At 58.4% G+C, this 22,540-nt stretch carries 19 protein-coding genes; 11 read left to right on the top strand and 8 right to left on the bottom strand.

The window, feature by feature from the left end:
• Positions 1 to 30: 30 nt before the first annotated feature.
• Together copD and copC are read right to left on the bottom strand one after the other, a co-directional pair.
• Positions 31 to 903: a copper homeostasis membrane protein CopD gene (gene copD / locus ACWKV9_RS09170; protein WP_483835789.1), complete on the bottom strand. Its 873-nt coding sequence runs from the start codon at positions 901 to 903 to the stop codon at positions 31 to 33.
• 4 nt (positions 904 to 907) lie between these two features.
• Positions 908 to 1,297 (bottom strand): copper homeostasis periplasmic binding protein CopC, encoded by a 390-nt coding sequence (gene copC / locus ACWKV9_RS09165; RefSeq protein ID WP_483835788.1) that lies wholly within the window; start codon positions 1,295 to 1,297, stop codon positions 908 to 910.
• 325 nt (positions 1,298 to 1,622) lie between these two features.
• On the opposite strand from copC, the gene ACWKV9_RS09160 reads away from it, so the two are divergent.
• The gene (locus ACWKV9_RS09160; RefSeq protein WP_483835979.1) at positions 1,623 to 2,570 is read left to right on the top strand and encodes a site-specific integrase; all 948 of its coding nucleotides are present in this window, start codon (positions 1,623 to 1,625) and stop codon (positions 2,568 to 2,570) included.
• 549 nt (positions 2,571 to 3,119) lie between these two features.
• Positions 3,120 to 4,448, top strand: a complete 1,329-nt coding sequence (locus tag ACWKV9_RS09155) for an OprD family porin (protein WP_483835787.1) — start codon at positions 3,120 to 3,122, stop codon at positions 4,446 to 4,448.
• Between the two features lie 108 nt (positions 4,449 to 4,556).
• Here ACWKV9_RS09155 and ACWKV9_RS09150 read toward each other — a convergent pair whose 3' ends face one another.
• From ACWKV9_RS09150 to ACWKV9_RS09135, 4 genes are all read right to left on the bottom strand, one after another.
• A complete protein-coding gene (locus ACWKV9_RS09150) occupies positions 4,557 to 7,283 on the bottom strand; it encodes an autotransporter family protein (RefSeq protein ID WP_483835978.1) in 2,727 nt (908 codons plus the stop codon).
• A gap of 223 nt (positions 7,284 to 7,506) precedes the next feature.
• Positions 7,507 to 8,307 carry an endonuclease/exonuclease/phosphatase family protein gene (locus ACWKV9_RS09145; protein ID WP_483835786.1) on the bottom strand — a complete coding sequence of 267 codons (801 nt, stop codon included), beginning with the start codon at positions 8,305 to 8,307 and terminating at the stop codon, positions 7,507 to 7,509.
• Positions 8,308 to 8,404: 97 nt separating this feature from the next.
• A complete protein-coding gene (locus tag ACWKV9_RS09140; protein WP_483835785.1) occupies positions 8,405 to 9,619 on the bottom strand; it encodes an MFS transporter in 1,215 nt (404 codons plus the stop codon).
• Positions 9,620 to 9,957: 338 nt separating this feature from the next.
• Entirely contained in the window at positions 9,958 to 11,547 is a 1,590-nt protein-coding gene (locus ACWKV9_RS09135) for an ABC-F family ATPase (RefSeq protein WP_483835784.1), read from the bottom strand.
• 410 nt (positions 11,548 to 11,957) lie between these two features.
• Here ACWKV9_RS09135 and ACWKV9_RS09130 point away from each other — a divergent pair, with 410 nt between their 5' ends.
• A complete protein-coding gene (locus tag ACWKV9_RS09130; RefSeq protein WP_483835783.1) occupies positions 11,958 to 13,538 on the top strand; it encodes an ABC-F family ATP-binding cassette domain-containing protein in 1,581 nt (526 codons plus the stop codon).
• 149 nt (positions 13,539 to 13,687) lie between these two features.
• On the top strand, positions 13,688 to 15,061 hold the full coding sequence (locus ACWKV9_RS09125; protein ID WP_483835782.1) for a hypothetical protein: 1,374 nt from the start codon (positions 13,688 to 13,690) through the stop codon (positions 15,059 to 15,061).
• A gap of 119 nt (positions 15,062 to 15,180) precedes the next feature.
• On the opposite strand, the gene ACWKV9_RS09120 is transcribed toward ACWKV9_RS09125, so the two are convergent.
• A complete protein-coding gene (locus tag ACWKV9_RS09120) occupies positions 15,181 to 15,549 on the bottom strand; it encodes an NUDIX hydrolase (protein WP_483835781.1) in 369 nt (122 codons plus the stop codon).
• A 142-nt stretch (positions 15,550 to 15,691) separates the two neighbouring features.
• Positions 15,692 to 16,396, bottom strand: coding sequence for a YoaK family protein (locus ACWKV9_RS09115; protein WP_483835780.1), 705 nt, complete (start codon positions 16,394 to 16,396; stop codon positions 15,692 to 15,694).
• 336 nt (positions 16,397 to 16,732) lie between these two features.
• Between ACWKV9_RS09115 and ACWKV9_RS09110 the strand changes: the two genes are divergently transcribed.
• From ACWKV9_RS09110 to ACWKV9_RS09080, 7 genes are all read left to right on the top strand, one after another.
• Entirely contained in the window at positions 16,733 to 17,581 is an 849-nt protein-coding gene (locus ACWKV9_RS09110) for a transporter substrate-binding domain-containing protein (protein ID WP_483835779.1), read from the top strand.
• 62 nt (positions 17,582 to 17,643) lie between these two features.
• The gene (locus tag ACWKV9_RS09105; RefSeq protein ID WP_483835778.1) at positions 17,644 to 18,306 is read left to right on the top strand and encodes an amino acid ABC transporter permease; all 663 of its coding nucleotides are present in this window, start codon (positions 17,644 to 17,646) and stop codon (positions 18,304 to 18,306) included.
• Positions 18,307 to 18,315: 9 nt separating this feature from the next.
• Complete coding sequence (locus ACWKV9_RS09100) at positions 18,316 to 18,978, top strand: amino acid ABC transporter permease (protein WP_483835777.1); 663 nt, start codon at positions 18,316 to 18,318, stop codon at positions 18,976 to 18,978.
• Positions 18,975 to 19,766, top strand: coding sequence for an amino acid ABC transporter ATP-binding protein (locus ACWKV9_RS09095; protein ID WP_483835776.1), 792 nt, complete (start codon positions 18,975 to 18,977; stop codon positions 19,764 to 19,766). Before ACWKV9_RS09100 ends, ACWKV9_RS09095 begins: the two co-directional genes overlap by 4 nt.
• A gap of 51 nt (positions 19,767 to 19,817) precedes the next feature.
• Positions 19,818 to 20,207, top strand: a complete 390-nt coding sequence (locus tag ACWKV9_RS09090) for a RidA family protein (RefSeq protein WP_483835775.1) — start codon at positions 19,818 to 19,820, stop codon at positions 20,205 to 20,207.
• Between the two features lie 278 nt (positions 20,208 to 20,485).
• Positions 20,486 to 21,250, top strand: coding sequence for an IclR family transcriptional regulator (locus ACWKV9_RS09085; RefSeq protein ID WP_483835977.1), 765 nt, complete (start codon positions 20,486 to 20,488; stop codon positions 21,248 to 21,250).
• 62 nt (positions 21,251 to 21,312) lie between these two features.
• On the top strand, positions 21,313 to 22,518 hold the full coding sequence (locus tag ACWKV9_RS09080) for an amino acid deaminase (RefSeq protein WP_483835774.1): 1,206 nt from the start codon (positions 21,313 to 21,315) through the stop codon (positions 22,516 to 22,518).
• Positions 22,519 to 22,540 lie beyond the last annotated feature (22 nt).

Raw genomic sequence — 22,540 nt, 5'->3', positions numbered from 1 at the left:
TCTTGCGATTCAATTCCGCGCCTTTGTAACTTATTCCATCAGCATCGGTGGCAGCGTGCCCAGCAGCGAAACCGCTGCCAACGCCAAAGCGCCGAATGCGCACTCCAGCAGCACGCTGACTCGCAGCGCCGGGGCATTGAGTGAGTGCGCACGGGCCAGTGTCCGATTGGCAGCCGCCAGCACCAGCATTGCCAGCACCATAGCGGCTTTTATTGCCAGTACCAGACCGAAGCCTGCAAACGCAGGTTCCGGCCAGATGGCGCCACTCAGCGCGCGAACGTTGACCAGGCCGGTCGCGACAATCGTTGCCACTAGCCCATAGCCGATGCCGCTGAAGCGTAGAAGAATCTGCCGCAGGTCCAACGAGTGGGGTATGGTCAGGAGCAACGCCAGCATCAGTAGGCCGCCAAGCCAGATGCCGACCCCGCTCAGATGGATGATCTGGTTAAGGATCAACAATTGCCCCGCAAGCCCGTCGAACATCGCACCATGCCCGACCGGCGCCAAGGTGAATAGCATCAACGCGAGGGACAGATTTTGCAGGGCTACGGGAGCCCGTCGCGTCCAGACAGCGCTTAGCACTACCAGCACGGCCAGCGCCAGATGGGCGATCCATACACGGCCAAAGAACGTGCTGCTCAGCACGAGAGCCAGGGTGTCGGGGTCGAGCGCTTCGCGCCAATCTCCGGCCATGCTCCCGGCCGTCAACATCAGCCACGCCACTGCGCTCGCTAACGCCACGATGGCGAGCGCCAGATTGATGCGATCAAGCCGCTGCGCCAGGGGACTGTTCTTGGTGCTAACACGCTGAATGTTGAACAGCAGCTCGAAAACACGCATCCCGAACAGCAGTAACACTGCGCCGAAATGCACGAATCGGCACAGGATCAATGCTTCGTGCATGGCGTTATGGTGTCACCTGGAAGTGGTAAACACCTTCGCTTTTGTGGGTATCAACTGACACTGCGTGCCACTCGACCTTGTAATTGCCAGGCGTCAGGGCCACGGCAGGAGTGACGATGAGGATTTTCTTGTCGGCAGGGTCGGTGGCGATGCTCTGCGCGGGGACGATTTCAGTGCTGTCGCCTGGGCCGTCGAGGCGAATGCTGACTTTGGTGAATTTTTCCTCGACGCCTTCGGAGAAGTTCAGGCGCAACTCTTTGGGGGACGTCACTTGGCTGTCAGCAGCTGGCGACTGGCTTTCCAGGTGGGCGTGGGCGAGGGCGAAAGTAGCGGTGGTCAGGCAGGCCAGAACGGCCAGAGAGGTCAGGGCGATCTTGAAGGGTTGGGCAGACATCGGGGCACCTTATTATCTTTGCAGCAGTGAGCTGTGCAGCGGGTTGAACGGCATTGCATTCGCAACAACAGTTATGAACGATCTGCGGGCTACTAGACCAGAAAGTGCCTGTCGATTCCAGACAATAAATCCCGGTCATTCGGTCAGGTCGTTGGCTTACCGGGTCCTGAAACCGGGTTGATTAATCGTGGGTGCTGTGCTGTAGAGTCGCTACTTTCAGTGTAGTGAAAAGGCCATTGCAGAGCCTTCGTCGTAACCGGAGCGTCCAACCAACGTGTCAGATAATCCTGCCGATCCCCTTCGCGATACACCGCAGTTTCCGGCTATGGAACCAGCCTTGCCGGACAGCGCTGCGCGGGTCATGCCCGACGTAGCAGCCCCTTTGACGCTGTATCTGGCGCGCTTAGCGCCCTCCAGTCGCCTGACCATCAAATACGTGCTGCAGGACGCCGCCGACCGCTTGGGTTTCGTCGACGTCGATCTGCACGACATTCCGTGGCATCAGTTACAGCCAGGCCACGTCACGGCATTGGTGTCGACGCTGCGCGAAGACAATTACGCGCCCAACACCTCCTCGCTGTACGTCAACGCGATTCGCGGGGTCATGAACGAAGCGTGGCGACAAGAGCTGATCAGCCATGAGCAGTTGTTGAAGATTCGCTCGATCAAGGCCATTGGCGGCACTCGGCTTAGCCGGGGCAGAAACATCCGACGCACCTTGATCAAAGAACTGATGGAGGTCTGCGCTGCCGATCCCAGGCCGCAGGGCAAGCGTGATGCTGCGCTGATTGCGATTCTGTACGGCTCGGGCATGCGCAAATCCGAATCGGTGAACCTGGATCTGGCGCAGCTGGATTTTGCCGAACGCAGCCTGCGTGTCACCGGCAAGGGCAATCGCCAACTGATCAAATACGCACCGGCTTGGGCGTTCGACGCACTGAATGACTGGCTGACATTGCGCCGCGCCAGCCTGCCGGAGGGCGTGCAGGACGATGTGTTTCTGTTCAACCGAATCCGTCGTGGCAGCCACATCACCCGCGAGCGCATCACCAAACACGCGATTTACTTCATCGCCAAGCAGCGCGGTCGTCAGGTCGGCGTCGAGATCATGCCCCATGACTTTCGCCGCTCGTTCATCACTCGGGTCATCGAAGAACACGACTTGGCTATCGCCCAAAAGCTGGCGCATCACACCAACATTTCCACGACGGTGGCCTACGACATGCGCGACGACAACGAACGGCGCCGGGTGGTGGATCGGTTTGATTTGTGAGCGTCCCGGTCTTTTCTCGTCGTTAATAGCGATAGAAAGATATCGCGGGAATTAATCCATCTGAAAAACGAACATGAAACTTAATTCATAAAAAAAGCCACCGCACAAAAGTGAGGTGGCTAAAAAGTCTTACCAAAGGAATGATGAAGTGGAGCAAGTGTCTGTGCCTGAAGCTGCGGAGTCTTCAGGCAATGGATACGTGTTCTTTCATCGCCGACAACGGTAGCACTGAGGGCGCCCGTACCACTATTACAATAATTGATAGTGACTATCACGACTCATTGATCATCGGTTAGCGGTGAAAGTGCTAAAAGTTTTTCGGCATGGGGAGCACACCCTGCAATCCGAAGCGCTTGCGGCGCATGCCGGACAATAACGAAACGGGCCTCAAGCCTGTGATTTCACCGTGAGTTTCAATGACGGTATAAATGTATTTAGCCCATCTGCCATAGCGCTTACTCCAACGTTCTTTACATCGCCTGAATCAGGGGAAGCCCCCGTGTTTCAGGTGCTCAGAATGTTGGGCCTTTATTGAAACAGGGGATAACAATGACGTTTGTGAAATGGAACCTCGTAACGCTCGCGGTTTCGCTGGGCGTGAGTCAACTGGCGACAGCAGGGGTTGTCAGTGATCAATCCGAAACCAAGGGTTTTGTCGAGGACAGCAGCCTCACCGTCCACCTGAAAAACTATTACTTCAACCGCGATGGCAAAAACGGCGGCGGCGATCGCAAGGACTGGACCCAGGGCGTGCTGGGTAACTTCAGTTCGGGTTTCACCCAAGGCACTGTCGGCTTTGGCGTTGACGCCTACGGTTACTGGGGCCTGAAACTCGATGGCGGTGGCGGCACCGCAGGCACGGGTAACCTGCCAGTCGATCGCCACGGCGACCCGGAAGACGAGTACGGCACCGCGGGCGGCGCGATCAAAATGCGCATCTCCAAAACAGAATTACGCTATGGCAACTTACAGCCAACGGCGCCGGTATTTGCCGCAGGCGGCTCCCGGCTGTTCCCGCAAACGGCCACTGGCTTTAATCTGCTGAGCAGCGAAATCGCCGGCCTGGAACTGGATGGCGGTCACTTCACTGGCGGCAACGGCCCGGTCACAACTAACAGCGACCACGATATTTTTGCCTCGTACGCTAACGTTACTGCGTCGAGCATCGATTACGCTGGCGGTAAATACGCCGTGTCCGATAACTTGTCCCTGAGCCTGTACGGTTCCAACCTCAAAGATGTGTGGGATCAGTACTACGCCAACGTCAATTACACGCAGCCAATCACTGACCAACAGTCGGTAAACTTCGATTTCAATATCTATCGCACTAACGATGCGGGTTCAGCCAAAGCGGGCGATATCAGCAACACGACATGGTCGCTGGCAGCCGCCTATTCATTCTTGACCGCACATACCGTGACACTGGCGTATCAGAAAGTTCATGGCGATACCCCTTTCGATTATGTGGCCTTTGGGACTAACGGCCCTGGCGATACCGGCGACTCGATCTTTCTGGCCAACTCGGTTCAATATTCCGACTTCAACGGCCCTGGCGAAAAATCCTGGCAAGCCCGCTACGATTTGAACATGGCAAGTTATGGTGTGCCCGGACTGAGCTTCATGGCGCGCTATATCACCGGTGATGATATCGATGGCAGCCACTTGCCATCTAATAGCACTTACGGCGGATATGGCTACGGCGAAGATGGTAAACACCATGAAACCAACGTCGAAGCCAAATACGTGGTCCAGACCGGTTCGCTCAAGGACTTGTCCTTGCGCATGCGCCAGGCGTGGCACCGTGGCAACGCTGATCAAGCCGAAGGCGACATCAACGAATTTCGTCTGATTGCTGATTATCCGATCAATATTTTCTGATTCGGATGCGTAATTGAAAGGGCCAGGCGCGCGGTACAGGCGCCTGGCCTTTTTTTATGGGCCGCGCTGCTGAAGACTGGCCTCTGCATAATCACCCCCGGCGTTTTCTTACCAGCTCACCCGCACCCCAAAATTGGCAATCACGCCATTCAAATCATGGTCATCCAGGTCGGTGTTGTAATCGGCACTGGCGTAGACGCTGACGCCGTTGCCGACCTTTGCGATAAAGCCTGCGCCCAGGTCTGCGGAAGTCGAGCGATGATTGCTCTTAATGCGCGTGGCATGGTCGAAAGTAACCGTATCGTTGCCGCCGAACGTGCGCCACAGGTTGGTCCGCACGTAGGGCTCGACGGGCACGCCTTTCAGGACGTAGTTGCCTTTGAGTCGAGCCCCGAGTCTGCCGGTGTTGTAAGCGTCTGAATCGAAGGACACATCGGCAATCCCGTCGTTTTGCCCGTCCAGGTCAATACGTTGGTGAATGAACTGCGCTTGCGGCTCGATTACCCACTGAGGCGACAGCGCGATGGGATAACCGGCTTCCAGCGACAAGCTTAGCGCCTGGCCTTTGGTGTCGATGCGCACGCCCCGATTGGAGCGGCTGTGCCCATCGAGTCGGGTGCCCATGACCACAGCATCGACGTATCCAGCCGAGGGATCGATCCAGGTCCAGTAAGCGCCTACCGAGTCGCCCTCCAGTTTGACCTTGCCGGTGTTGCTCCCCTCGAAACCATTGGCGAAGCCCTCGACGCGGCCGTCCATTCGGCTGTGAGCGACAAAAAAACCCAGGCGCTGATTGCCGCCACCGGATGTCTGGGCAGCGTACAGGTCGTGGCCGATCTGGTAGCCCTTGATCGAGGCGTCCAGTTTCGGGTCGACCGTTCCGGACCAGCTTTGCTTGAGATCATTGCTCAGCATTCGTCCCCATCCTGCAGGCACTGCACCGTACTCATCGAGCAGGCTCTGGTCGCCCTGGCGATCGTGAAAGGTGCCCAGCGTTGTGCTCAGCAGCACCGCCACGGCAGGCGGCACCACTGAGTAATTGGGGACTTCCTCGCGATACAGCGGCACAGGCGCTGCACCTTGTATCGGGGCGGGCAGGGCGGGAGTGCCAATGGCAGCGACCGGCGCCACAGCCGCCGGCATAATCGCAGGAGGTGTAACCGGCTGCTGGGGCGTAACCGGCGGCGTGACCGGTGGTGTAACGGGCGGCGCAACAGGTGGCTCGACCGGTGGCGTGACGGGTGGCGCAACAGGTGGCTCGACCGGTGGTGTAACGGGCGGCGCAACTGGCGGCTCGACGGGTGGCGTGACGGGTGGTGTGACGGGTGGCGCAACAGGTGGCTCGACGGGTGGCGTAACGGGCGGTGCAACTGGAGGCTCGACCGGAGGTGTCACGGGCGGCGCAGCGGGAGGCAGCGGCAGTGAAAGCACCGCTGAGCGCAAGTACCAGTTGTTTTCAGTACCGGCCTGCGTGCCGCCTTTGAACAGGTAGTACTGGTAAGCGCCAGCGGACAGCGAGCCGTTGAGCGAAAAAGCGCTGTTTTCGCTGCTGGCCCCGTCGCTTGCCTGAACCACCTGAATGCCGTTCTGGGCCGTAAAGGCGCCAGGACCGCCGAGATTAGTGACGGCAATTTGCGTCGAGCCGCTCAACGTCCCGCCCGATACCACCAGCTTGTCGCTGGGTGACTCATCACCGGCCAGCACTGATTGCAGCAACAGCCGTCCATTGTTGCCCACGTAGTTGCCGCGTACCGTCAAGGTGTCGGTAGCGCTGGTACTGCCGGTGGTCATGTCCAGCGTGCCAGCGTTGTTAAGCGTCGCCAACTGGCTTCCGGTGAAAGGGCTGAAAGAGCCGGAAGCGGAGCGCACGACGCTGCTGGCATCCACGTTAAATACGCCGGTGCCGGTCACGCTGTCGCCGAGTACGAAGTTACCCGCCAGATCCAGTTGCGAGCCGTTGCTGAGATTGACCGTTTCCCAGTTGGCGTACCGTCCGGGGACCGCCGTACTGACGGCATCAAAGGTCAAGGCGTCGATCCCGGCCCCGCCGTCGAGCAGGGGATTGGACGCCAGCGTGGCTTCGGTCAGGTTGGTTAGCGATGCGCGATCATTGCCGTCAGCCATAAGTACGCCGCCACGCATGAACCCGCCGTCGCGCCAGACGAATACATCATCGCCGAAACTCGCCCGCACGCCACCGCGCACCTCGCCGCCGCTGAAGGTAATGTTGTCGTTACCACCGCTGACACTGATTGCCCCGCCGATCAATCCGCCGGACACGATGATGGTGTCCTTGCCAAAGCCTGCCACCAGGTTATTGACGATGGTGCCGCCGGACATTTCGAACAGGTTGTCATCGAGCTTCATGTCCACCCGGCCGATGGTGCCTCCCGTCAAGCGTGCCGAGTCGCCGTCTTCAAAGGCGTTAGTGATGGTGCCGCCCGTCATCAGAAACGTATCGAAACCATCGCCCTGAGTCAGCGAGCGCATTGTGCCGCCGCTCATGAAGAAGTCGTCCGGGTCAAAGCTCTGGTTGACGTCGCCCGTGATCGTCCCCAGGGTGATGCGGAACTGATCAGTCCCGGCGCCTTGATTGAAGTCGCCGACGATGCTGCCGGAATTCATGTCGATGCGGTCCCGGCCGGGCCCAAACGTGACGCTGCCGACGATGGAGCCGGTGCCGCCCGCCGGAAAGATCAGTACGTTGTTGCCGCCGGGGTTGGTCAGCGGGCCGCTGCTGCCGCTGTCGCAGATTTGGGTATCGCCACCTTGGGTCGAGACCAGGTTGCAGGCGCTACGGGACATCGAAGGGGCTGTAATGCACAGGCATGCCATTATCCAACAGGCGCCGCACCTGCCGGGACGTCGAGTGACGATATCCATGTCCGCTCTCCCTGAGCCTGTGGTCAGAGGGAGCGAAGTACATCCAAAACTTGCCCGATGGCCGTCTGGCGGTATTGAGTCAGTTCAGTACGATCATTGTTCAGTGAAGGATGCAACACGCAGCACGTCAACGTGATGAGCGACCGGTGGTCCAGGCCGCGCATTCATGGATCGCCTACATGTGTACTTCGACCGCCAGCGGCAGGTGATCGGAAAGATGCGTCCACGGGCGCGTGCCCAGGATACGTGGCGAATGGCTGGTGGCATTGCGCAGGTAAATGCGGTCCAGTCGTAGCATCGGAAAGCGCGCGGGATACGTCTTCGCCAGATGCCCATGATTGCGCTCAAACACTTCGTGCAGATACTCGCATCGGCCCAGACGCTTGTTGCCTTGCAATTGCCAGTCATTGAAATCACCAGCGATGATGACCGGTGCATCTTCTGGCAGCGATTCGAGCAGCTGGCACAGCAGGTCCAGCTGCAGTTGGCGATGGCTTTCCAGCAAACTCAAATGCACGCAGATGGCGTGTACTTCATCGTGCCCTGGCACCTGCAACACGCAATGCAGTAGGCCTCGACGTTCGGGACCTGTGATCGACACATCGAGATTGCGATGACGAATGATCGGGTACTTGGACAGCAGCGCATTGCCGTGATGGCCGTCGGGATACACCGCGTTGCGGCCATAGGCGAAGTCACTCCACATGCTGTCGGCGAGGAACTCGTATTGCGACATGGTGGGCCAGTCCTGGTACCGCGTTGCGTGACGGTCGTGACCGCCCAGGACTTCCTGCAGAAAGACCAGATCAGCACTGGTGCTACGCACTGCTTCGCGCAATTCGGGGAGGATGAAGCGGCGGTTGAGTGCGGTGAAGCCCTTGTGGGTGTTGACGGTCAACACCCGCAGACGATGCACATCGGGCGCATGGGTGATGTCAGGAGGGGCAGCGCTCAGGCCAGCGGGGTCGGGTGTCACACAGACGCTCCTGTTTACCAAAAGGGGTGTAACTGGGACCGACTGCCTCCTCGGGGGTTCAGCCTTTCGGGGGCAGTGATTAAGCGAGCCTGCGGTTCTACACCCGCGTGTCGATGCTCGCCCGTCGGGACAACAGCACCGTTAACCCCAGGGCTGCAACGGACAACAGCGCCGCAAAGAAGAATATCCATCCATAGCCCATGCCCAGAGCAATTGCGCCCATCAACGGTCCGGCGATCGCCAGTGCCAGGTCGAAGAACACCGCATACGCGCTCAACCCCGCGCCACGACTGCTGTTGGGCACCTGCTTGATCGCTTCGACGCCGATGGCCGGGTACACCAGCGACAAGCCGAAACCGGCAAACGCGGCGCCCAACAAGGCGAACTCGGTGCTAGGCGCAACCCACAGCAGCACCAGGCCAACCGTCTCCACCGCCATGCAGGTGATCGCCGAGCGATACCCGCCAAATCGGTTGATCGCGTTGATGAACAGCAACCGCGCCAGAATGAAGCAGATGCCGAAGACCGTCAGGCACCACGCTGCGCCTTCCCAGCCACGGCTGATGTAGAACATGGTGATGAATGTGGTGAGGGTGCCATAACCGATCGACGACAGAGTCAGGCTGATGCCAAACGGCGCGACACGGCCAAACACCGACCAGAACGGCATGCGCTCGCCGCGGATCACCGGCACTGAAGGTTTGTTGCGGATCAGCAACAGGGCGCCGCAGGCCATGATCGTCAACGCGAAACCCAACGTGATGTAACCCAGGCTGCCGACCATCACCACCCCCAGTGGAGCGCCGATCGCAATGGCGCCGTAGGAGGCAATGCCGTTCCACGAAATCGACCGCGCGGTGTGCTCAGCGCCCACCTGGCCGATGCACCAGCTGATGGTGCCAACGCCAATCAGACCTTGGGATGCGCCGAGAAACAGCCGGGAAATGATCAGCACCGTCAGACTTGCCTGGGCCATGTCTTCAAGCAGTATGGCGATGACAGTCATGACGCCGCTCAGGGCAATCCCTGCCAAACCATAGATGATCGCGCGTTTGGTGCCGATGTTGTCGCAGATCCGTCCCGCCACCGGGCGGCTGAGCAGTGTCGCCAGGTACTGCGAGCCGATGGTGATGCCCGCAATAACAGCACTAAAGCCAAGCTGGTCATGCACGTAACCCGGGATCACGGCAATCGGCAGGCCAATGCACAGGAACGCGATAAACGTGTAGAACACGATGGAGACGATTTGCAGGGTAATCGCCGTGGAGGTGGCATTTGAAGCGGGTGTTTGCGGGGGCAGGGCGGCAGACATTGGGCTCTTCGCTGGCAGGCGGTGGGAGTGGCGTCATCATGGCGCGTGAGCACGATAAAAGAAAGCAGCCTAACGATAGTCCCACCCAGGATCTGAGGCGCTGATGATTTTCTGGCCTGACGCAAACCCCGTGGGAGCGGACCTGTCCGCGAAGGGGTCCGTGGATCCGCTACATTGCTATCGTCAGAACCACCGCATTCGCGGACAGTTCCGCTCCCACGGGTTGATCATGGTTCTTGAAATAGCTATGGGCGGTTACTCGATTTTTCTGAGGAACGAAGCCTTCGCCCATAAAAAAGCCCCGCTGGATAGGCAGGGCTCCTGGGTCTAGCGATGAATCAGAACACCACGCCTTGGCTGCGCAGGTAATCGTCGTACGTGCCGCTGAAGTCGATCACACCGCTCGGGCTCAGTTCGATGATGCGGGTCGCCAGGGACGACACGAATTCACGGTCATGGCTGACGAAAATCAGCGTGCCAGGGTAGTTTTCCAGCGCCAGGTTCAGCGCTTCGATGGATTCCATGTCCAAGTGGTTGGTCGGTTCGTCCATGATCAGCACGTTTGGCTTTTGCAGGATCAGCTTGCCGAACAGCATGCGACCTTGCTCACCACCGGAAATCACTTTGACCGACTTTAGGATATCGTCGTTGGAGAACAGCATGCGACCCAATGTGCCGCGAACCACTTGCTCGCCGCCTTGAGTCCAGCGACCCATCCAGTCGAACAGGTTGGATTCGTCTTCGAAATCCGAGGCATGATCCTGAGCGTAGTAGCCCAGCTCAGCGGCGTCGGTCCACTTGACCGTACCGGCGTCTGGCGACAGTTCGTTGACCAGAGTACGCAGCAGGGTGGTTTTACCGATACCGTTCGGGCCGATAATTGCCACACGTTCACCGGCTTCGACCTGAAAGCTGAAGTCTTTGAATAGGGTCTTGCCGTCGAAGCCTTTGGCCATGCGATCGACAATGACCGCCTGACGGTGCAGCTTTTTGGTCTGCTCGAAACGAATGAACGGGCTGACACGGCTGGACGGCTTGACCTCGGCCAGCTGGATCTTGTCGATCGCCTTGGCTCGGGACGTGGCCTGCTTGGCTTTGGAGGCGTTGGCCGAGAAGCGGCTGACGAAAGATTGCAGCTCGGAAATCTGCGCTTTCTTCTTGGCGTTGTCCGACAGCAGTTGCTCGCGGGACTGGGTCGCCACGGTCATGTACTCGTCGTAGTTGCCCGGGAACAGACGCAGTTCGCCGTAATCCAGGTCAGCCATGTGCGTGCATACGCTGTTCAGGAAGTGACGGTCGTGAGAGATGATGATCATCAGGCTCGAACGCTGGGTCAGAATGTTTTCCAGCCAGCGAATGGTGTTGATGTCCAGGTGGTTGGTTGGCTCGTCGAGCAGCAACACTTCAGGATCGGAGAACAGCGCCTGGGCCAGCAATACGCGCAGCTTCCAGCCTGGCGACACTTCGCTCATCGGGCCGTTGTGCTGCTCGATGCCGATACCCAGACCCAGCAACAGCTCGCCGGCGCGGGATTCGGCGGTGTAGCCGTCCATCTCGGCGAATTCGGTTTCAAGCTCCGCAACCGCCATGCCATCGGCTTCGGTCATTTCTGGCAGCGAATAGATGCGATCGCGCTCGGCCTTGACCTTCCACAGCTCTTCGTGACCCATGATCACGGTGTCGAGCACGGTGAATTCTTCGTAAGCGAACTGGTCCTGGCGCAATTTACCCAGACGCACGTTCGGCTCCAGCATCACCTGCCCACCCGAAGGCTCCAGGTCGCCGCCGAGGATCTTCATAAAAGTGGACTTGCCGCAGCCGTTGGCACCGATCAGGCCATAACGGTTGCCGCCGCCGAACTTGACCGAGACGTTCTCGAACAGGGGTTTGGCGCCAAATTGCATGGTGATGTTAGCGGTGGAGATCAATTACCTTACCTTTCAATAGCATGGGGGTGGATGCCTTCAGTCGCACCTGGGAATGTCAGCGCTCGACCTGTAACCACCACGGGTTTTCGATGGACCCGACAGGCAAAAAATAAGCTGCAGCGTCGACCCGTGAGGGGAGCTGCAGCTTATTGGAATTAGGGGGATGTGCCGGACAGTGGCGGCATTCTCGCATAAACGAGGGGTTTCTGCATGTTGCAGTGGAGATCTTGAATTGTCACAGCGAATGGTCGCGTTTGATTCTTCCAGCTCCGCCCAGTGCGGGGCTTTTTGCATCCGGCGCTCGAAGCTAAACTCGGCGTTGAAGTCAAGTCGGCTGATCACCTGTCAGCCGTGTTTCATTTTCAGGGAGCTGTTCAGCGCCGATTCGGGCTGGTTTTCAAGGACGCATAATGACCCAACGATTACTTCAACTCGATCATGTCTCGATCAACCTGCCCGACGGGCGTGTACTGTTAAATCACTTGAATCACACCTTCAGTAGGGTCACAGGCGTCGTCGGCGCCAATGGCTGCGGTAAATCCCTGCTTGGCCGACTTTTGACAGGAACGCAACCGCCAGCCAGCGGGACCGTTCGCCGGGAAGGGCGGGTATACGCAGTGTCGCAATTGCTGGAGCCCGAGACCTACCCCACCGTTGCCGCGCTGGCCGGGGTCGATCATATTCTGGCTGCGCTTGATCGCATTGCCCAGGGCAGTGTCGACGATGACGACTATTTGCTAGTGGCCGACCAATGGGATTGTGCCACGCGCCTGGAAGCGGAAATGCAGCAGATTGGGCTGGAGCATCTGAATGCCGACGCGCGGACTGACGCACTCAGCGGCGGCGAACGGCAGCGGATCGCGCTGATGGGGGCGTGGTTGTCCGGCGCCGACTGGCTCGTTCTCGACGAGCCCAGCAACCACTTGGATGCAGATCAGCAGCTCAAGCTGGCGCAGCAAATCGACCGCTGGCCCAACGGCTTGGTGCTAATCAGCCACGATCGAAGTCTTTTGGAGCATGTAGGCGAGATCGTTGATTTGTCGCCTTCTGGACTGGCGGTGTATGGCGGGAACTACAGCCAATATTCGGCGACACGCGAGCAGGAGCAGCAGTCGTTCCAGCAGGCATTACAAAGCGAGCGGACACAGGCCAAGCGCGAGCAACGTGAGATGGTCGTGCAGCTGGAACGGCAGCAACGGCGTAATGCTCGCGGCGATCGTCAGGCCCGTGACGGTAATCAAACCAAGTTGATCACCAATGCGCAGAAAGAGCGCAGCGAAAACAGTCAGGGCAAATTACGCCTTAATCAACAGGTTGCACGGGAGCAGCAGCAACAGCGGATCGCCGAAGCCCGCTCGAGGTGCGCGCCTGACATTCAACGCATGATGTTGTCGCCGGAAAGCGTCGTACACAATGGCAAGCTGATAGTGCAACTCAACGACGTAGTTCTCCCATTCGGACATGCGACGCCGATCAATCTGACGCTGACCGGGCCGATGCGTATAGCGCTTCTGGGTGCCAACGGCAGCGGGAAATCCACTTTGCTCCGGGTTATTGCCGGTCAACTGGCGGCGCCCGAAGGCGAACTCATCCGCAATGGCCATATCGGTTGGCTGGATCAACACGCCGGGTTGTTGCACCCCGAACGTACGGCGGTGCAATGGCTCCACGCCAGTAATTCTGAGCTGCCCGAAGCCGATGCACGAACTCGCTTGGCGCAAATGGGGATTGATGCTGATCGTGCGCTACTCAAGACCTGCCAGTTGAGCGGCGGCGAACGCTTGAAAATCGCCCTCGCTGCGCAGCTCTACTCACAGCGACCACCCCAGCTGCTGTTACTGGACGAGCCGGACAACCATCTGGACTTGCCCAGTAAGAACGCGCTTGAGCAGATGTTGGCCCAATACCAAGGCGCTTTGATTGTGGTCTCTCACGACAATGCCTTTTTACAGGCGCTGGGTCTGGACGCAGAGTTTCAACTCTCGCGCTAACGCTCTCATTGGACGAACCCCCACTTCTCACCCATCCTTCAATAGTTGCCTGACTGTCATGCCCTGTCGCGGTATTCCGATGCACGTTGGAAATGGATTTCGAGCGTTGAACGTTGAGCTTTTCGTCTCTTGTCGGAAAGGAACCCGCGATGAAGACGCTTCTGTTTTGTTTGTTGCTGCTGGGCGGGTGCGTCACCAACGCGCCTTTCAGGACCGGTGATGGCACGGTCTGTGAGCATTGGCGAGGCTGTGGCAGTTTCTACGAAGTCCATGAAAACTATGACCTGGGCTTTGTCGAGTACTCCGAGCGCGGTAACGACTTCAACCCCGAACAAACTAACGTGTTGCTGAACAAGATTACCCAAGCGTCCGAGGCGGGCAGTGTGGCGTTGGTGGTGTTCGTCCATGGCTGGAAACATAACGCGTCCACCCTTGACGGCAATGTCGAGAGCTTCAAGGAAGACCTCGAACACTTGGCGATCTCGAAAGTGGCGGGCAGCAAGAAGCTGATCGGCATCTACATCGGCTGGCGAGGCATCAGCTTTTATGGCCTGGGCCTGGAGAACATGACGTTTTGGGATCGCAAAGCGACGGCGGAAGAGATCGGACGCGGCGGGGTCACTGAGTTCCTGGTCAGGCTGGAAAATATATCTGCCGCCCGCAAAGGCAATTTCATGCTCACCGTAGGGCACAGTTTTGGCAGCGCAATCCTGTTGGCTGCGTTGAACGACACGCTCATGCAGAAGATGCTCGACCAGCAAAAGGGCGTGTCGGTCAAACCCTTCGGTGACGCAATCGTGCTGCTGAATCCGGCCGTCGAGGCCGAACTGGGCCTGCTGCTCAAAGAGAACAGCATGAAAGTCGGTGCCATGAAGAAACCTGTGCCGTCACTGGTCTACGTGGTCAGCTCCCGCGCCGACCTGCCGACCAACCTGGCTTTTCCCGTCGGGCAGTTTTTCGGCGTCGATCTGACATGGGATCAAACCGTGTTGTATCGAAACTACTTCGGCCATCCTTACCATATCGCTGAGACCAGTCTTGATCACAACACCATTGGCAACTATGACGCGTTTCGTACCGGATACATGAGTGACGACGTTGCAGACGATTCGTCAGCCAAATACCAGGCTATCGCCAATCACGAACCCGAGGCGGTCGAGACAACTGCAAAGATCAAGGCGGCAGGCGGCGACAAGTTGGGAGTCTGGGGATTTGAATCCTACTGCTCAGACGACCTGGCGAAGGCGACGACGGAAAGGTTGCCGTGTTTTGCCAATGACCCGGTGGGTTTCATTTCTGTGCCCAAGAGCTTTATCAAGGACCATAACGACGTGTTCAACGACACGGTTAAGTCCTTGTTGACCGCTGCAGTGGTCAAGTCGATGGCGGAAAAAAACGGCAACGTTGCGCCTTACTATTGCGCCGAGGCCGGGAAGTTTTCGCTGGGGATTTGTTTCGCTTATTACTACGAGGTGAACAAGCGGATCTCGGAGCTGGAGGCCGCGCAACGCAAGGCAAAGTAGCGGCGTAGCCAAATCGCAGGCAAGAAAAAGCCCGCGATGGGGGGTAGCGGGCTTAAACGTACTGCGTTACGGAGCAAGTGAACGATATCGGATGCGATGTGAAAGTTGTGTGAAGAGATTCAAGGTATCGCATTGCTCAGGAACGCTTTGACGATCGACTTTGCCGCCGGGTTGACGTTGATGCTGCTCAACTGCTTGGCGGTGAACCAGCGGCAGTCCGCGATCTCGTTATTCGGCGAGGGAGTGGCGATAAATGTCACCGAAACTTCAAAAACGTGATGCATCACCTCCGCGCCTGCGAACTGGGTCACGTAAGCCAGCTCGTTGAGAATCAGCCCGGTCTCTTCACGGAGTTCGCGCTCAGCGGCTTGCGACGGCGTTTCGTCACGCTCTACCTTGCCACCAGGAAGCGTCCATTTCGATTTGGATTTACGCACGTAAAGGATTTGATCCTCACGTCGGCAAATGATGGTCGCTCGCTGTTTCATACATCCCCCTGCCAGACACGCTGCTTTTGTCATAAATAGTTCATATAAATGTAAAGAAGCATTTACGGTGCCAAAGTTCCCGCCATCTGGCGCCTATGTCACTATTTCGGCGCTTGCGGCGCTGACTGGAGGGACTGACCGATCAACGGGGCATGTAACCCAGCTGCCAGCGACGCGGAATGATCAAAGTGGCCACTCCGATGCCTGCTGCAAGCAGCGCACTGAAGTACAACGCACTCAGCCCCATGCGCTGTTCGAGCAGGGCGCCCAATACCGCGCCGACGAACATGCCGGTCCATGGCACTAGCTGGACCCGCCAGCCATCGCGCCGCTCTCCGATCAGCCAACGACCCAGACCTCGTCCGAATCTGGACAGCGCACCGGTGACATAAGTCAGTCCGATGGGCAATCCGTTCACTTCTTCGACCACCGCGTTGAGCATGCCCATGGCGACAATGCCGATCAGCAGCGCCAGCGTTTGCCAGGCGTGGGGCAGCGATGCCGACACAATCAGCATCGCGGCCAGGCTTATAAGCAGGGTGACGGCACGCCGACCACTGAATCGGCTGATGACGATCCCCAGTGCATTACCAGCAATGAATGCCAGCACCAACGCGCACAACCTGCCGATCAAAGACACATCGCCGTCACTGATGGCCACGGCCAGGCGGGTCGTATTGCCACTCATGAATGACACAAAATCGCCGGTGGCCATGAAGCCAATTGCATCGGTCATGCCGGCCAGTACTGACAGAGCCGCGACCAGAAAAAGCCCGATTCGGCCACGCCATAGGCGATTACGCGCGAATCGAAGGTTATTTGAACGAAGTATAGGCGTAGGCAACATTCGTACAGTCCTGGGTTGGTCGACTTGAACTGGCTCTGTAATAGCACAGCGCTTGTCAGGCTGGTGGGCCACCGTAGCGATCAATGCTCACTTGTGGCGCGCGGACGCACAGCTTTGGCGCCGCGTTACCGCGACTTGTGGCGAACAGTAGCGCCAGGTTCGATTAGTCCGTTGACCCCTAATTAGTGCTCCTCCCGTTAGTACGTTGATCTCCCTGGCTTTTCTGACGGCTATTTTCGCAGGTGATCCTGTGGCACACTTTCTGCACTTCATTCCGTTGTTACATACTAGCTTCCGCTATAGCGGAAAAAATATAATTCGGCGGAGTTTTTTCTCATGCAACGCAGACCTTCTTTTCTGAAAGCTTGTGCGTTTGTTCTGGCGGCCACCGCCACGGTACTCGGCACGGCGCAAGCGGCGGACAGCAAGCTCGACAGCGTGCTGCAGCGCGGCCATCTGGTTGTCGGCACCGGCAGCACCAACGCGCCTTGGCATTTCCAGGGCGCCGATGGCAAATTGCAGGGTTTTGATATCGACATCGCGCGCATCGTCGCCAAGGGCCTGTTCAACGACCCGAGCAAAGTCGAGTTCGTGGTGCAGTCTTCCGATGCGCGCATTCCGAACCTGCTGACCGACAAGGTCGACATGAGTTGCCAGTTCATCACCGTAACCGCCAGCCGCGCGCAACAAGTGGCTTTCACGCTGCCGTACTACCGCGAAGGCGTCGCGTTGCTGCTGCCGACCAACAGCAAATACAAAGAGATCGACGACCTGAAAGCCGCAGGCGACGGCGTCACCGTGGCCGTGCTGCAGAACGTTTACGCCGAAGAGCTGGTGCACCAGGCGCTGCCCAAAGCCAAGGTCGACCAGTACGACAGCGTTGATCTGATGTACCAGGCGATCAATTCCGGTCGCGCGGATGCTGCTGCCACTGACCAGTCTTCGGTCAAGTACCTCATGGTGCAGAACCCTGGCCGTTATCGCTCGCCAGCCTTTGCCTGGAGCCCGCAAACCTACGCCTGCGCTGTCAAGCGTGGCGATCAGGACTGGCTGAATTTCGTCAACACCGCGTTGCATGAAGCCATGACCGGCGTCGAGTTCCCGACCTACGCGGAATCGTTCAAGAAGTGGTTTGGTGTGGATCTGCCGACCCCGGCGATTGGCTTCCCGATGGAATACAAATAACGCGAACCGACTGACGGGGCAGGGAAGGCCATAACGCCTTCCCGTCCCAGGTACTGCTGAATATGAACTATCAGTTAAATTTTGCAGCGGTCTGGCGGGACTTTCCCAGTCTGCTGTCGGGCCTGGGGCTTGGCCTTGAGCTGGCGCTGATCTCGATTGCCATCGGTTGCGTGATCGGGCTGATGATGGCTTTTGCCATGCTCTCGAAGTTTCGGGCACTGCGCATCATCGCCTCGGTGTACGTCACGGTGGTGCGCAATACGCCGATTCTGGTGCTGATTCTGTTGATTTACTTCGCGCTGCCCAGTCTTGGCATTCGCATGGACAAGATCGCTTCATTCATCGTCACGCTGTCGCTGTATGCCGGGGCCTACCTGACCGAAGTCTTTCGCGCCGGTTTGCTCAGCATCCATAAGGGCCAGCGCGAGGCGGGACTGGCCATCGGCCTGGGCGAATGGCAGGTGCGTGCTTACATCGTGGTGCCGGTGATGTTGCGCAACGTGTTGCCTGCGCTGTCGAACAACTTCATTTCGCTGTTCAAGGACACCTCGCTGGCAGCCGCCATCGCTGTGCCGGAACTGACCTATTACGCGCGCAAGATCAACGTCGAGAGCTACCGGGTGATTGAAACCTGGCTGGTGACTACGGCGCTATACGTTGCGGCCTGTTACCTCATCGCCATGCTGCTGCGTTATCTCGAACAGCGCCTGGCGATTCGCCGCTAGGAGGCCTCCATGTACGAACAACCTACCTGGCTGCATGAACTGTGGATCGCGCGCGAGGCGCTGTGGTCGGGCTTTTTGACCAGCATTCAGTGCTCGGCGCTGGCCATAGTCTGCGGCACCGTGATCGGCGTCTTCGCCGGGTTGATCCTGACCTACGGCACGCTGTGGTCGCGCCTGCCGTTTCGCGTTTACGTTGATCTGATTCGTGGCACCCCGGTCTTCGTGCTGGTGCTGGCCTGCTTTTATATGGCCCCTGCACTGGGCTGGCAGATCAGCGCCTTTCAAGCGGGCGCCTTGGGCCTGACGCTGTTTTGCGGCTCACACGTGGCCGAGATCGTGCGCGGTGCGTTGCAAGCCATCCCTCGCGGGCAACTGGAAGCGGGCAAAGCCATCGGCCTGACGTTCAGCCAGTCCCTGAGCTACGTGTTGTTGCCCCAGGCGTTGCGCCAGATCCTGCCGACCTGGGTCAACTCGTCCACCGAGATCGTCAAGGCCTCGACCTTGCTCTCGGTGATCGGCGTGGCCGAGTTGCTGCTGAGCACCCAACAGGTGATCGCGCGCAACTTCATGACCCTTGAGTTTTACCTGTTCGCCGGATTTCTGTTCTTCATCATCAACTACGCCATCGAGCTTCTTGGTCGGCAAATCGAAAAACGGGTGGCCTTGCCATGACACAGACTCAAACCGCTACCGCCGCCCCGGCTTTGCTGAGCATTGAAGGGCTGCACAAATCCTATGGGCCGGTCGAAGTGCTGAAGGGCGTCGATCTGAAGATGAACAAGGGCAACGTCGTGACCCTGATCGGCTCCAGTGGCTCGGGCAAGACCACGCTGCTGCGCTGCGTCAATCTGCTGGAAGAATTCCAGGGCGGGCACATCCGTCTCGAAGGTCAGGACATCGGCTACAGCGACATCAACGGCAAGCGCGTGCGCCACCCGGAAAAGGTCATCGCCCAACACCGCGCCATGACCGGCATGGCGTTCCAGCAATTCAACCTGTTCCCGCACATGAGCGCCCTACAGAACGTCACCCTGGGCCTGCTGAAAGTCAAAAAGATGCCCAAGGATCAGGCCGTGGCATTGGCCGAGAAATGGCTGGATCGCGTGGGTTTGCTGGAGCGTCGCAATCACTTTCCCGGCCAGCTTTCCGGTGGTCAGCAGCAACGGGTCGCGATCGCCCGCGCCATTGCGATGAACCCCAGCTTGATGCTGTTCGACGAAGTGACCTCGGCGCTGGACCCAGAACTGGTTGGCGAAGTGCTGAGCGTGATCAAAGGCCTGGCGGAAGAGGGCATGACCATGTTGCTGGTGACCCACGAAATGCGCTTTGCGTACGAAGTGTCGGACCAGATCGTGTTCATGAATCAGGGGCGCATTGAAGAGCAAGGGCCTCCGAAGGCTTTATTCGAACAGCCTAAGTCGGCGCGGCTGGCTGAATTTCTCAAGAACATTCGTTTTTAAAAATCATTTTGTTCAAACGCATTTTTACCGCTCAATCAAAGGAGATTTCTCATGAGCATTACTCGTTACGGCGCTGGTAGCACAGCAGGTGGCGGTCAGCCACGGCCTTTCGCTCGCGCGGTCGAGGCAGACGGTTGGTTGCATGTTTCAGGGCAAGTGCCGGCAGTGGATGGCGAGATCATCAACGGCGGCATTATTGAGCAGACTCGTCAAACCATGGAAAACCTGGTGGCGATCCTCACTGAGGCCGGTTATGAGCTTAAAGACGTGGTGCGCGTCGGCGTGTGGCTGGAAGACCCTCGGGATTTCTGGAGTTTCAACAAGGTCTTCGGCGAATACTTCACCCCCGAACACGCCCCGGCCCGCGCCTGCGTGCAGGCCAACATGATGGTCGACTGCAAGGTCGAGATTGATTGTATTGCTTATAAAAAGAAGCCGTAAGCATGGCGTAACCCTGTAGGAGCGAAATTATTCGCGAATCGGTGTCTTGACCGCCGAATATGATTCGCCTGTACCGGCCTCTCGCGAATAAATTCGCTCCTACAGATTCGACGCATTACCTGTAGGAGCGCGCTTGCCCGCGAAGACGTCGATACATCCGACACATCTTCGTCGCTAACGAATGCTTTCGCGGGCAAGCGCGCTCCTACAGTGATTGGCGCATCTGTAAACTGCCCGCAATCTTTCAGGAAATACCTGCACCGATGGATACCCCAACCATGACCGAAGACACGATCAAACGCAGGGCCCGTGGTCTGGACCGGGCGTTCGATATTCTCGATTTTCTCAAGGAAACGGGCACCCCCATGCGCCCGAACGAGATCGCCAGCGGCATTGGCAGCCCGAAATCGACAGTGTATGAACTGGTCGCTTCGTTGCTGGAACGGCGGATTCTGGAAACCGTCGGCAAGGACGGTCACGTCTACCTCGGGCGTCAGCTGTACTTTCTCGGCCAGGCCCATCTGCGCCATTTCGACTTCACCCGTGAAGCCGAAATCAGCCTGACTGAAATCGTCGAGCAAACCCGGGAAACCGCGCAGATGTGCCTGCTCAACGGACGCAAATACACCGTAGCGCTGATGAAAGAGGGCGCCCGGCACTTCCGGATTTCCTCTGACATTGGCGAAGACGCGCCGATTCCCTGGACTGCTTCCGGACGTTTGCTGCTCGGCCATCTCACCGATCAGGCGATCGCCGACCTGATCGACCCTGAGGACTTTATTCTTCCAAACGGCGAAGAACTGCCAATGGAGACGTTTCTCAACGAGATCCGAAAGGCTCATGCCGAAGGCTTCTTCTCCTTCAACAGCATCGCCGACACCTTCACCCACTGTTTCGCCGCGCCGGTAAACGACAAACAGGGCATCTGCATCGCGACCCTGTGCATCGTCGCGCCCCGGGCCGACGCCAAAACCCATTACGACGACTATCGGCGGGTGCTTATCGACAGCGCCAACAGCCTCGCCCGTCGAGTCAACGAGTAACGCGGGCGCCGCCCGTTACACGCGGCATGAACCCGCACCACGAACAAGAACAGGAGAACACCATGAGCATCGCCCTCGTACAAAAAGGCAGCGCCAACCCAGGCGACCAACTGGTGCGTGACGTCAGCCTGCCTGCGCTGGTCATCCATCGCCAGGCCCTGGAGCACAACCTGCACTGGATGCAGAAGTTCGTCAGCAACAGCGGTGCTGAACTCGCGCCCCACGGCAAGACCAGCATGGTGCCTGCACTGTTCCGCCGTCAGTTGGAGGTCGGCGCCTGGGGCCTGACCCTCGCCACCGCCGTACAGACTCGCGCGGCCTATGCCCATGGCGTACGCCGGGTGCTGATGGCTAACCAATTGGTGGGCGCGCCGAACATGGCGCTGATCGCCGAAATGCTCGGCGACTCGATGTTCGATTTTCACTGCATGGTCGATCACCCGGACAACGTCCAGGCGCTGGGCGAGTTCTTCGCAGCGCAAGGCTTGCAACTCAACGTGATGATCGAATACGGCGTAGTCGGCGGCCGTTGCGGTTGCCGCAGCGAGCAGGAAGTCATGGCCCTGGCCGATGCCATCGCCGCGCAACCTGCGCTCAAACTCACTGGCATCGAAGGCTACGAAGGCGTGATCCACGGCGATCACGCGGTCAGCGGGATTCGTGAGTTCGCAAGCTCACTGGTACGCCTGGCGGTCACGCTGCAGGACAAGGGCGCATTCGCCCTGGATCGACCGATTGTTACCGCGTCCGGTTCGGCCTGGTATGACCTGATCGCCGAGGAATTCGACAAGCAGCAAGTACGCGATCGCTTCCTGAGTGTGCTGCGCCCCGGCAGCTACGTGGTACACGACCACGGCATCTACAAACAAGCGCAGTGCTGCGTTCTTGACCGTCGTGACGATTTGACCGAAGGCCTGCAACCGGCAATGGAAGTCTGGGCTCACGTGCAGTCGATGCCAGAACCGGGTTTTGCTGTGATCGCCCTGGGCAAACGCGACGTGGCGTTTGACGCAGGTATGCCCAGCCCGTTATTGCGTTACAAAGCGGGAGTTGTCCCAGCCAAGGGCGATGATGTCAGCGCCTGCACGGTGACCGCCGTGATGGATCAACACGCGTTCATGACGGTTGCGCCTGGCGTCGAGCTGAAGATTGGCGACATTATTTCCTTCGGCACGTCGCACCCGTGCCTGACCTTCGACAAATGGCGCACGGGCTGTCTGGTGGACGATGACCTGAGCGTCATTGAAACCCTGGACACCTGTTTCTGATCGTGACGATTGAAGGGAGCAA

It is taken from the genome of Pseudomonas corni (assembly GCF_057128765.1).
This window is presented reverse-complemented; position numbering and strand designations above follow the sequence as displayed.